General features: G+C 64.2%; 5 protein-coding genes and 2 rRNA genes. All 7 read right to left on the reverse strand.

The window, feature by feature from the left end; translation table 11 throughout:
• Positions 1-109: 109 nt before the first annotated feature.
• The 7 genes from HDA43_RS19935 to tig all read right to left on the reverse strand — a co-directional run bounded on the left by HDA43_RS19935 (position 110) and on the right by tig (position 12,897).
• A 23S ribosomal RNA gene (locus HDA43_RS19935) occupies positions 110-3,235 on the reverse strand.
• 402 nt (positions 3,236-3,637) lie between these two features.
• Positions 3,638-5,156, reverse strand: a 16S ribosomal RNA gene (locus HDA43_RS19940).
• The 16S and 23S rRNA genes sit together here, the layout of an rRNA operon.
• 564 nt (positions 5,157-5,720) lie before the next feature.
• Positions 5,721-8,291, reverse strand: coding sequence for a valine--tRNA ligase (locus HDA43_RS19945; protein WP_179826248.1), 2,571 nt, complete (start codon positions 8,289-8,291; stop codon positions 5,721-5,723).
• A 201-nt stretch (positions 8,292-8,492) separates the two neighbouring features.
• Positions 8,493-9,773, reverse strand: a complete 1,281-nt coding sequence (gene clpX / locus HDA43_RS19950) for an ATP-dependent Clp protease ATP-binding subunit ClpX (protein WP_179823929.1) — start codon at positions 9,771-9,773, stop codon at positions 8,493-8,495.
• A gap of 193 nt (positions 9,774-9,966) precedes the next feature.
• The gene (locus HDA43_RS19955; protein WP_179823931.1) at positions 9,967-10,611 is read right to left on the reverse strand and encodes an ATP-dependent Clp protease proteolytic subunit; all 645 of its coding nucleotides are present in this window, start codon (positions 10,609-10,611) and stop codon (positions 9,967-9,969) included.
• An 11-nt stretch (positions 10,612-10,622) separates the two neighbouring features.
• On the reverse strand, positions 10,623-11,267 hold the full coding sequence (locus HDA43_RS19960; RefSeq protein WP_308426337.1) for a ClpP family protease: 645 nt from the start codon (positions 11,265-11,267) through the stop codon (positions 10,623-10,625).
• A gap of 232 nt (positions 11,268-11,499) precedes the next feature.
• A complete protein-coding gene (tig, locus tag HDA43_RS19965) occupies positions 11,500-12,897 on the reverse strand; it encodes a trigger factor (RefSeq protein ID WP_179823934.1) in 1,398 nt (465 codons plus the stop codon).
• Positions 12,898-12,918: the final 21 nt, after the last annotated feature.

Genomic DNA, 12,918 nt, shown 5'->3' on the forward strand with positions numbered 1-12,918 from the left:
GCCTGCTGCCTCAGAATCACACAGTGGACGCGAGCAAAACCAGTGATCACGCGCTGCTCCGGACCCGGCGAAGAGTACAGAGCGCTGCAGAAAACCACACGAACACTTTATGGTCAAGTCCTCGGCCTATTAGTACCGGTCAGCTCCACACATTACTGCGCTTCCACCTCCGGCCTATCAACCCAATCGTCTATTGGGAGCCTTACCCCCTCACAGGGTGGGAGACCTCATCTCAAGGCAAGCTTCCCGCTTAGATGCTTTCAGCGGTTATCCCTCCCGAACGTAGCCAACCAGCCGTGCTCCTGGCGGAACAACTGGCACACCAGAGGTTCGTCCGTCCCGGTCCTCTCGTACTAGGGACAGCCCCTTTCAAGTCTCCTGCGCGCGCAGCGGATAGGGACCGAACTGTCTCGCGACGTTCTAAACCCAGCTCGCGTACCGCTTTAATGGGCGAACAGCCCAACCCTTGGGACCTACTCCAGCCCCAGGATGCGACGAGCCGACATCGAGGTGCCAAACCATCCCGTCGATATGGACTCTTGGGGAAGATCAGCCTGTTATCCCCGGGGTACCTTTTAGCCGTTGAGCGACGGCGCTTCCACATGCCACCGCCGGATCACTAGTCCCAGCTTTCGCTCCTGCTCGACCCGCCGGTCTCACAGTCAAGCTCCCTTGTGCACTTACACTCGACACCTGATTGCCAACCAGGCTGAGGGAACCTTTGGGCGCCTCCGTTACCCTTTAGGAGGCAACCGCCCCAGTTAAACTACCCACCAGACACTGTCCCTGATCCGGATCACGGACCCAAGTTAGACGTCCAAAACGACCAGAGTGGTATTTCACCAATGACTCCACCGGAACTAGCGTCCCAGCTTCACCGTCTCCCACCTATCCTACACAAACCGTTCCAAACGCCAATGTCAAGCTGTAGTGAAGGTCCCGGGGTCTTTCCGTCCTGCTGCGCGTAACGAGCATCTTTACTCGTAGTGCAATTTCGCCGGGTCTGCGGTTGAGACAGCGGGGAAGTCGTTACGCCATTCGTGCAGGTCGGAACTTACCCGACAAGGAATTTCGCTACCTTAGGATGGTTATAGTTACCACCGCCGTTTACTGGCGCTTAAGTTCTCACCTTCGCACACCCGAAGGCATGCTAAGCGGTCCCCTTAACGTTCCAGCACCGGGCAGGCGTCAGTCCGTATACATCGTCTTACGACTTCGCACGGACCTGTGTTTTTAGTAAACAGTCGCTTCCCCCTGGCCTCTGCGGCCCCCACCAGCTCCGAGTGCAAGACTCATCACCAGCGAAGGCCCCCCTTCTCCCGAAGTTACGGGGGCAATTTGCCGAGTTCCTTAACCGCAGTTCACCCGATCGCCTTGGTATTCTCTACCTGACCACCTGAGTCGGTTTCGGGTACGGGCCGCCATGACACTCACTAGAGGCTTTTCTCGGCAGCATAGGATCACCCACTTCGCCACAATCGGCTCGGCATCACGTCTCAGACCCATGAGAGGCGGATTTGCCTACCCCTCGTCCTACACGCTTACCCCAGGAACAACCATCGCCTGGGATGGGCTACCTTCCTGCGTCACCCCATCGCTTACCTACTACCAGATCAGGTCAGGCGTTCACCCTGACGCCCGCTCCGAAGAGCAGACCGGGTTAAGGACCCTTAGTATCACTGGGTTCAGTATGGGCGCATCACAGCGGGTACGGGAATATCAACCCGTTGTCCATCGACTACGCCTGTCGGCCTCGCCTTAGGTCCCGACTTACCCTGGGCGGATTAGCCTGGCCCAGGAACCCTTGGTCATCCGGCGCAGAAGTTTCTCACTTCTGATTCGCTACTCATGCCTGCATTCTCACTCGCACGGCCTCCACAACTGGATCACTCCGCTGCTTCGCCGGCCGCACGACGCTCCCCTACCCATCCACACCCCTCGACAAAAGCCAGGGTTGATGTGTGAATGCCACGACTTCGGCGGTGTACTTGAGCCCCGCTACATTGTCGGCGCAGAATCACTTGACCAGTGAGCTATTACGCACTCTTTCAAGGGTGGCTGCTTCTAAGCCAACCTCCTGGTTGTCACTGCGACTCCACATCCTTTCCCACTTAGCACACGCTTAGGGGCCTTAGTCGGTGGTCTGGGCTGTTTCCCTCTCGACTACGGAGCTTATCCCCCGCAGTCTCACTGCCACGCTCTCACTTACCGGCATTCGGAGTTTGGCTGACGTCAGTAACCTTGTCGGGCCCATCGGCCATCCAGTGCTCTACCTCCGGCAAGAAACACGCGACGCTGCACCTAAATGCATTTCGGGGAGAACCAGCTATCACGGAGTTTGATTGGCCTTTCACCCCTAAACACAGGTCATCCCCCAGGTTTTCAACCCTGGTGGGTTCGGTCCTCCACGCGGTCTTACCCGCGCTTCAACCTGCCCATGCCTAGATCACTCCGCTTCGGGTCTGCAGCATGCGACTCAAACGCCCTATTCAGACTCGCTTTCGCTACGGCTACCCCACACGGGTTAACCTCGCCACACACCGCAACTCGCAGGCTCATTCTTCAAAAGGCACGCAGTCACATCACGAGCAGGGCGAACCCCGCTCACGCTCCTACGGCTTGTAGGCACACGGTTTCAGGTACTCTTTCACGACCCCTCACCGGGGCACTTTTCACCTTTCCCTCACGGTACTAGTGCACTATCGGTCATCAGGGAGTATTTAGGCTTACCAGGTGGTCCTGGCAGATTCACACAGGATTTCTCGGGCCCCGTGCTACTTGGGATCCCCTCCAGCAGTCGACAGGATTTCGCCTACCCGGCTCTCACGGTCTCCGGCGCCCCTTCCCAGAAGCTTCGGCTACCCCATCGATTTCTCACTGCTTGTGGCTCCGGCAGAAACCACAAGAGGGTCCCACAACCCCGAACACGCAACGCCCGCCGGCTTTAACACGCGCCCGGTTTAGCCTCTTCCGCTTTCGCTCACCACTACTCACGGAATCACTATTTGTTTTCTCTTCCTACGGGTACTGAGATGTTTCACTTCCCCGCGTTACCACCAACCGCCCTATACATTCAGGCGGAGGCAACACCACATGACTGGTGCTAGGTTTCCCCATTCGGACATCCCCGGATCAACGTCTGGTTGGCGACTCCCCGGGGCTTAACGCAGCCTCCCACGTCCTTCATCGGCTCCTGATGCCAAGGCATCCACCGTGTGCCCTAAAAAACTTGGCCACAAAGATGCTCGCGTCCACTATGCAAATCTCAAACAACACGCAGCGACCACCACGACCCCACCACCAGACACCCACACGAGGTAAGCCGGTATGACAGGCGGACGGTCCCGCAGAGGGAAACTCAGAACCTCACCAGCTCCACGCCATGCGTGAAGCGGCTGGTCCGTTTCCTCAGGACCCAACAGTGTGTCCGGACCAGCGAAACCCCTCGCAACCGCCGTTCCCACTCCCCCAGAGCGAACCCCGGAGGCGGTACTAGCCGGCCAGCGACTCCGCTGAACCGAATAGCCAGTGCTCCACTAATGAGCGCACCGTGCGCGAGACGTTCGCTCGCGGCCACGGCATGGACCGATCAGCCCCCACCCCAGCGGGTGGCGTGCTGCCGGCCGGTGCTCCTTAGAAAGGAGGTGATCCAGCCGCACCTTCCGGTACGGCTACCTTGTTACGACTTCGTCCCAATCGCCAGCCCCACCTTCGACCGCTCCCCCCCAAAGGGTTGGGCCACGGGCTTCGGGTGTTGCCGACTTTCGTGACGTGACGGGCGGTGTGTACAAGGCCCGGGAACGTATTCACCGCAGCGTTGCTGATCTGCGATTACTAGCGACTCCGACTTCATGGGGTCGAGTTGCAGACCCCAATCCGAACTGAGACCGGCTTTTAGGGATTCGCTCCACCTTGCGGTATCGCAACCCTCTGTACCGGCCATTGTAGCATGTTTGCAGCCCAAGACATAAGGGGCATGATGACTTGACGTCATCCCCACCTTCCTCCGAGTTGACCCCGGCAGTCCCCCATGAGTCCCCACCACCCCGAAGGGCGTGCTGGCAACATGGAGCAAGGGTTGCGCTCGTTGCGGGACTTAACCCAACATCTCACGACACGAGCTGACGACAGCCATGCACCACCTGTCACCCAGTCCGAAGAGGGCTCTGTCTCCAGAGCTTTCCGGGCGATGTCAAGCCTTGGTAAGGTTCTTCGCGTTGCGTCGAATTAAGCAACATGCTCCGCCGCTTGTGCGGGCCCCCGTCAATTCCTTTGAGTTTTAGCCTTGCGGCCGTACTCCCCAGGCGGGGCGCTTAATGCGTTAGCTACGGCGCGGAAACCGTGGAAGGTCCCCACACCTAGCGCCCAACGTTTACGGCGTGGACTACCAGGGTATCTAATCCTGTTCGCTCCCCACGCTTTCGCTCCTCAGCGTCAGGTAAGGCCCAGAGAACCGCCTTCGCCACCGGTGTTCCTCCTGATATCTGCGCATTTCACCGCTACACCAGGAATTCCGTTCTCCCCTGCCTACCTCTAGCCAGCCCGTATCGAATGCAGACCTGGAGTTAAGCCCCAAGCTTTCACATCCGACGCGACAAGCCACCTACGAGCTCTTTACGCCCAATAATTCCGGACAACGCTTGCGCCCTACGTATTACCGCGGCTGCTGGCACGTAGTTAGCCGGCGCTTCTTCTGCAGGTACACGTCAACTTCGTCCCTGCTGAAAGAGGTTTACAACCCGAAGGCCGTCATCCCCCACGCGGCGTCGCTGCGTCAGGCTTCCGCCCATTGCGCAATATTCCCCACTGCTGCCTCCCGTAGGAGTCTGGGCCGTGTCTCAGTCCCAGTGTGGCCGGTCGCCCTCTCAGGCCGGCTACCCGTCGTCGCCTTGGTAGGCCGTTACCCCACCAACAAGCTGATAGGCCGCGAGTCCATCCCCAACCGAAAAGACTTTCCACACGCATCCCATGCGGAAGCGTGTCGTATCCGGTATTAGACCCAGTTTCCCGGGCTTATCCCAGAGTCAGGGGCAGGTTACTCACGTGTTACTCACCCGTTCGCCGCTCGAGTACCCCGAAGGGCCTTTCCGCTCGACTTGCATGTGTTAAGCACGCCGCCAGCGTTCGTCCTGAGCCAGGATCAAACTCTCCAAACAATGTCTACAGAGTTTCTCCCGGCTGAAAGCATCCCCATCCCCAGCGAAGGAGACGAGGTGCATCAACCAAAGGAATCCGTCCTCCCACCGAGGCGGGTGGGACGGGGTTGTGCATCATGCACTGGCTTTTAACACACTGTTGAGTTCTCAAGAAACGGACGCGTTCACCGTCGGTCCGGATCGTCGATCCGCCCTCCGGGGCATTCGTTTCGCGTCTCAATCCTAGCAGTTCCGCCTGGTTTGTGTCAAACTGTCGCTTTCGCGTCAGCCGACCCGCACCCGCCGGATCCACAGCGGATCTCGAACGCCCCGTCTCCAGGGCAACCCCTCTAACTTACTCCAACATCCCGTCGTTGTCCAACCGGATGCCGCCCGGACGCGAACGTCCCAGCGGAGCAGGTTCAGAGAGAGTCGCGGGGACGCGCCCCGCGGGAAGAAACTCTAGCAGCCCTTCCGGGCCTTGATGACCAACTTCATGGAACAGTCAGGTATTCCCTCCGTCACGCTCCCTAAACCCCGAGAGCCCGGAGCCCGATCGGGCTCCGGGCTCTCGGGCACGCGGGCTCAGCCGGCCGGGAGAGCGGCCAACTGCGCGGTGAGCCGGGTGATGTCCTGGTCGGCCTGGGCCGCGCGGGCGCGCACCTTGGCGACCACCTCGTCGGGGGCCTTGGACATGAACTGCTCGTTGCCCAGCTTGGCAGCCACCTGCGCGGCCTCCTTCCGGGCAACGGCCAGGTCCTTCTCCAGCCGCTTGCGCTCGGCGACCACGTCGATCGTCCCCGCGGTGTCGATCTCCACCACGATGCCGCCCACGTCGAGACGGGCGGTGGCCGAGAACGACTCCGACGGCTCATCGAGCCGGAGCAGCGCGCGGATGGCCCTTTCGTGCGGGGAGAGAGCCGTACCGGTGAGTGACAGGCGTGCGGCGACGCGCTGGCCGGGCTTCAGCCCCTGGTCGGAGCGGAACCTGCGGACCTCGGTCACCAGACCCTGGACGGCCAGGATCTCCTCCTCGGCGGAGGAGTCGCGCAGCGACTCCTGGACCGTCGGCCACGGCGCGACCACGATGGAGTCTCCGCCGGTGAGAGCCCGCCACAGCTCCTCGGTCACGAACGGCACCAGCGGGTGGAGCAGCCGGAGCAGCGCGTCGAGGACGTGGCCGAGCACCAGCCGGGTGTGCTCCTCGCCCGCGGCGAGCTGGATCTTGGCCAGCTCGACGTACCAGTCGCAGACCTCGTCCCACGCGAAGTGGTAGAGGATGTCGGAGATCTTGGCGAACTCGAAGTCCTCGAAGGCCGCGTCGACCTCCGCCACGACCTCCTGGAGCCGGGAGAGGATCCACCGGTCGGCGGCCGTCAGCTCGTCGACCGGAAGCTCGCCGACCGCGGCGCCGTTCATCAGGGCGAAGCGGGTGGCGTTCCAGATCTTGTTGCAGAAGTTGCGGGAGCCGCCGGCCCACTCCTCGCTGATCGCCACGTCAGAGCCGGGGTTGGCGCCGCGCAGCAGCGTGAACCGGGTGGCGTCGGCGCCGAAGCGCTCGACCCAGTCGAGCGGGTCGACCACGTTGCCGAACGACTTGGACATCTTCTTGCCGTGCTGGTCGCGGACCATGCCGTGCAGGGCCACCGTGTGGAACGGCGGGCGGCCGTCCATCGCGTAGAGGCCGAACATCATCATCCGGGCCACCCAGAAGAACAGGATGTCGTAGCCGGTGACCAGGACGGAGGTCGGGTAGAACTTCTCCAGCTCCGGCGTGCGGTCCGGCCAGCCCAGGGTCGAGAACGGCCACAGACCCGAGGAGAACCACGTGTCGAGGACGTCGGGGTCCTGGACGTATCCGGCGGGCGGCTCCTCGTCGGGTCCGACGCAGACGACCTCTCCGGCCGGGCCGTACCAGACCGGGATCCGATGGCCCCACCAGAGCTGGCGCGAGATGCACCAGTCGTGCATGTCGTCGACCCAGTCGAAGTAGCGCTTGGCCAGCTCCGGCGGGTGGATCTTCGTCTGGCCCTCGCGGACGGCGTCACCGGCGGCCTTGGCCAGGGGCGAGACGTTGACGAACCACTGCAGGGACAGCCGCGGCTCCACCACGGTCTTGCAGCGCGAGCAGTGACCGACCGAGTGGAGGTAGGGGCGCTTCTCCTCGACGATCCGGCCCTGCTCACGCAGCGCGGCCACCACGGCGGGACGGGCCTCGAAGCGGTCGAGCCCCTGGAAGGGGCCGTGCGTGGTGATCACTCCGCGCTCGTCCATCACCGCCAGGGAGGGCAGCGAGTGACGGCGGCCGATCTCGAAGTCGTTGGGGTCGTGCGCCGGAGTGACCTTGACGGCGCCGGTGCCGAAGGCGGGATCGACGTGCTCGTCGGCCACCACCGGGATGCGGCGCCCGGTGAGCGGGAGCTCGACCTCGCGCCCGACCAGGTGGGCGTAGCGCTCGTCGGACGGGTGGACGGCCACCGCGGTGTCGCCGAGCATGGTCTCGGCCCGGGTCGTGGCCACGACGATGGAGTCCTCGCCGTCGCCGTACCGGATCGAGATGAGCTCGCCCTCGTCCTCGCTGTGCTCCACCTCGATGTCCGACAGCGCGGTCAGGCAGCGCGGACACCAGTTGATGATGCGCTCGGCGCGGTAGATGAGCCCGTCATCGAACAGCCTCTTGAAGATCGTCTGAACCGCGCGGGAGAGACCGGGGTCCATGGTGAAGCGCTCGCGCGTCCAGTCCACGCCGTCGCCGAGCTTGCGCATCTGGCCGAGGATCCGGCCGCCGGACTCCTCCTTCCACTGCCAGACGCGCTCGACGAAGGCCTCGCGGCCGAGGTCGTGGCGGGACAGGCTCTCCTTGGCGAGCTCCCGCTCGACGACGTTCTGGGTGGCGATACCCGCGTGGTCCATGCCCGGCAGCCAGAGCGTCTCCTGGCCGCGCATGCGGGCGCGGCGGGTCAGCGCGTCCTGGATCGAGTGGTCGAGGGCGTGACCGATGTGCAGGACCCCGGTCACGTTGGGCGGCGGCAGGACGATGCTGTACGGCTCGCGCCCGCTACTCGCGTCCGCGGTGAAGTATCCCTCCGATACCCAGCGCTCATAGCTCCGGGTCTCCACGTCGGCGGGGGTGTACTGGGTGGGCAGATCTGGCATCGTCACGGTGTCCAATTCTAGGGAAGTCCGGGTGGTCGATGCTCCAGGCTTTTCCGGGACCGTCTCTCACCCGGCCGGATCGCCCGGAGCGGGCCGGCGCCGGAACGGAGGACGCCCCCGCGGGATTCCTCCCTCGGGGGCGTCGTGGTGCGGGATCGCCGGTCGCCGGGCCGTACGGGCGGCCGGTGCGGCGGCCGCGGGTTACGCGGACTTCTCGCGCGGCGTGCGCTGCTGCTTGTTGAGCTGGTCGCGGGGCACGAGGGTCGGGTTGACGTGCTCCAGAACCGACTCGCGGGTGATGACCACCCTCGCCACGTCCTGGCGGGAGGGAACCTCGTACATCACCGACAGGAGGACCTCCTCCAGGATGGCCCGCAGGCCGCGGGCGCCGGTGCCGCGCAGGATCGCCTGGTCCGCGATGGCCTCCAGGGCGTCGTCGCTGAACTCCAGCTCGACGTTGTCCAGCTCGAACAGCCGGCGGTACTGCTTCACCAGGGCGTTGCGCGGCTCGGTGAGGATCTGGATCAGGGCGTCGCGGTCCAGGTTGTGGACGCTGGTGATGACCGGGAGGCGGCCGACGAACTCGGGGATCATGCCGAATTTCAGCAGGTCCTCCGGCATGACGTCCTTGAAGATGTCGGAGGCGTCGACGTCGTCCTTGGAGTGGATGATCGCGTTGAACCCGATGCCCTTGCGGCCGATCCGGGACTCGATGATCTTCTCCAGGCCGGCGAAGGCGCCGCCGCAGATGAACAGGACGTTGGTGGTGTCGATCTGGATGAACTCCTGGTGCGGGTGCTTGCGCCCGCCCTGGGGCGGCACGCTCGCCGTGGTGCCTTCCAGGATCTTCAGGAGGGCCTGCTGGACGCCTTCCCCGGAGACGTCCCTGGTGATCGACGGGTTCTCGCTCTTACGGGCGATCTTGTCGACCTCGTCGATGTAGATGATGCCGGTCTCGGCCTTCTTGACGTCGTAGTCGGCGGCCTGGATCAGCTTGAGGAGGATGTTCTCGACGTCCTCGCCGACGTAGCCCGCCTCGGTCAGCGCGGTGGCGTCGGCGATGGCGAAGGGCACGTTCAGCATCTTCGCCAGCGTCTGGGCGAGCAGTGTCTTGCCCGAGCCGGTCGGGCCCAGGAGCAGGATGTTGGACTTGGCCAGCTCCAGGCCGTCGTCGCGGCCGCGGTCGCCTGACTGCACCCGCTTGTAGTGGTTGTAGACCGCCACCGACAGGGCCTTCTTCGCCTGGTCCTGGCCGATGACGTAGGCGTCGAGGAACTCGTAGATCTCCCGCGGCTTGGGCAGGCTGTCCCACTTGAGCTCGGAGGACTCGCTGAGCTCCTCTTCGATGATCTCGTTGCAGAGATCGATGCACTCATCGCAGATGTATACGCCGGGTCCGGCGATGAGCTTCTTGACTTGCTTCTGGCTCTTCCCGCAGAAAGAGCACTTCAGCAGGTCTCCCCCGTCGCCGATGCGTGCCACCCCAGATACTCCTTTGCGTGGGACCGCCCTGGCTTCCGCGGTCCGTTTCTTCCGACCGGCCCGATACCCGGTGCGAAAAGTCATCCCGCTCAGGTTTCGACGTTACCGTCTTCTGGGCCCTCAGTGAGCCCCCTGGCGGCGAGTCGCACCGGAACGTGCCCAATTAGGCACCGTTCCGGTGCGGTGGACCCCGTCAGGAAGCTACGGCCTTGGCCAGCTTCTTGCGGGACGGGATGATGTCGTCGATCAGCCCGTACGCCTTCGCCTCCTCGGCATCGAGGATCTTGTCGCGCTCGATGTCCTTGCGGATCTGCTCGGCCGAGCGGCCGGTGTGCCGCGACAGGATCTCCTCCATCTGCGTGCGCATCCGGAGGATCTCGCGCGCCTGGATCTCGATGTCGCTGCCCTGGCCGCCACCCTCGGTGGAGGGCTGGTGGATCAGCATCCGGGCGTTCGGCAGGCCGAACCGCTTGCCGGGCGTGCCGCCGGCCAGCAGGATCGCCGCGGCCGAGGCCGCCTGGCCGAGGCAGACCGTCTGGATCTCCGGCCGGACGAACTGCATCGTGTCGTAGATCGCCATCATGGCGGTGAACGACCCGCCGGGCGAGTTGATGTACATGCTGATGTCGCGGTCGGGATCGAGCGACTCCAGCGTCAGCAACTGCGCCATGACGTCGTTGGCCGAGGCGTCGTCCACCTGCACGCCGAGGAAGATGATGCGGTCCTCGAACAGCTTGTTGTACGGGTTCATCTCCTTCGCGCCGTACGAGGTGCGCTCGACGAAGGAGGGAAGGACATAGCGGCCGTTGATGTCTCCCGGCCGGATCAACTCACTCACCTTGTTCCCCTTCAGGAGACGGGGCCCGTGGAGGGCACCTGCCGGGCGCTACGGACGACGTGGTCGATGAAGCCGTAGTCCTTGGCCTCCTCCGCCGTGAACCAGCGGTCGCGGTCGGAGTCGGCTTCGATCTGGTCGAGCGGCTGGCCGGTGTGGAAGGCGATCCGCTCGGCGAGGGTCTTCTTGACGTAGAGCATCTGCTCGGCCTGGATGGCGATGTCGGCGGCGGTGCCCCCGATGCCTCCGGACGGCTGGTGCATCATGATGCGGGCGTGCGGCAGGGCGAACCTCTTGCCGCGCTCGCCGGCGCAGAGGAGGAACTGGCCCATGGAAGCTGCCAGGCCCATCGCGACCGTGCACACGTTGTTGGGCACGTATTCCATCATGTCGTAAATCGCCATACCGGCGGTCACGGACCCACCGGGCGAGTTGATGTAGAGCCAGATGTCGCGCTCGCCGTCGTCGGCCGCGAGCAGGAGCAGCTCGGCACAGATTCGGTTGGCGATCTCGTCGTTGACCTGGGTGCCCAGCACGATGATGCGCTCACGCAGCAGCCGCTGGTAGAGCTGGTCTTCGAGCCTGAACGAGCCGGTCGGCTGGCTCATCGACTCGGGCCCGGAGCCGGTCGGCTGGTAAATGGTCGGCGGGCTGGTCACAGCGTCACCTTCCGATGCGTCGTAATCGATTGTGGCTTTGCTTGTGACCTTAACGCGCGCCACCCACCGGACATGCCCCCTCCCGGTGCTGTTCGCTGACGGCGCATGCTCGCCGCGCCGCCCGGACGCCCCGCGCGGGCCGTCCGGCCCTGTTCCCCGGGGGCGCGGCGAAGACGGCGGCGCCCCACCGTGCCGGGCACGGTGGGGCGCCGCGTGGTGCGCGTCGGCGAGATTACTTCTCGGTGGCCTCGTCGGCCTGCTCCGCGGCGGTCTCCTCGGTGGCGGGCTCCTCGCCGGCCTCCTCGGCGTTGATCTCGGCGTAGATGGCCTTGAGGTCGACCTCGTTGCCGGCCTCGTCGGTCACCTTGGCGGCGTCGCCGACGAGGCTCTTGGCCTTGTCACGGACGATCTCGACCATGGCGAGGGTGAGCTGGTCGTTGTCGGCGAGGTGCTGGGCGAGCACGTTCGGGGCGACGTTCATCTGCATGGCGCGGCGCACCACGAAGTTGGTCAGCTCCTGCTCGCTGACGCCGATCTCCTCGGCCCTGACGATCTTGTCGAGGACGAAGCCGGTCTTGAGGGCCTTGGCGGCGCTCTCGTCGAACTCGGCGTAGCGCTCTTCCTCGGTGGTCTGGTAGAGGCGGAAGAACGCCTCCTTGCTCAGACCGCTCTCCGCGATCTGGTGCTCCAGGTTGTGCTTGCGGTTGTCGACCTCGGCCTTGAGGGCGCTCTCCGGAAGCGGGATGTCGATCTGGGCGAGGAGGGCGTCGAGGGCGTTCTCCCGGGCCTGGACGACCTGCTCGACGAGCTTGTTGCGGCGGCCCTGCTCGCGGATGCTGGCCTTGAGCTCGTCGAGGGTGTCGAACTCGCTGGCGAGCTGCGCGAACTCGTCGTCGAGCTCGGGGAGGACCTTCTCCTTGACGTTCTTGATGGTGATCGTGACCACGGCCTCCTCGCCGGCGTTCTCGCCGCCGACCAGGTTCGTGGTGAACTCCTTGACGTCACCGGCGGACATGCCGACCAGGGCGTCGTCGAGGCCCTGGAGCACCGAGCCGGCGCCGACCTCGTAGGAGACGTCGTTGGCCTGCTGCTCCTCGATGTTCTCGCCGTCGATCGCGGCGGCGAGGTCCATGACGACGTAGTCGCCGTTGGCGGCGGGGCGCTCGACGCCGGTCAGCGTGGCGAAGCGCTGGCGCAGGCCGTCCAGCTGGGCCTCGATGTCCTCGTCGGTCACCTCAGCGACCGGGACGGTCACCTCGATGCCCTGGTAGTCGGGGACGTCGAAGTTCGGGCGGACGTCGACCTCGGCGGTGAACTCGACCTGCTCGCCATCGTCGATCTTGGTGACCTCGATGTCCGGCTGGCTGACGGGGAAGATCTCACTCTCGTCGACGGCCTGGCCGTACAGCTTCGGCACCGCGTCGTTGAGGGTCTCCTCCAGCACCACCGCGCGGCCGAAGCGCTGCTCGATGATGCGGGCCGGAACCTTGCCGGGGCGGAATCCGGGGACGCGCACCTGCTGCGCGACCTTCTTGTACGCCGCCTTCATGCTCTCGTCGAGCTCCTCGAACGGCACCTCGACAGTGAGCTTGACCCGGGTCGGGCTGAGCTCCTCGACAGCGGTCTTCACGGGGTGATCTCCTTGATCAAG

Source organism: Streptosporangium sandarakinum, assembly GCF_013409935.1.
Taxonomy (GTDB): Bacteria; Actinomycetota; Actinomycetes; order Streptosporangiales; family Streptosporangiaceae; genus Streptosporangium; species Streptosporangium nondiastaticum.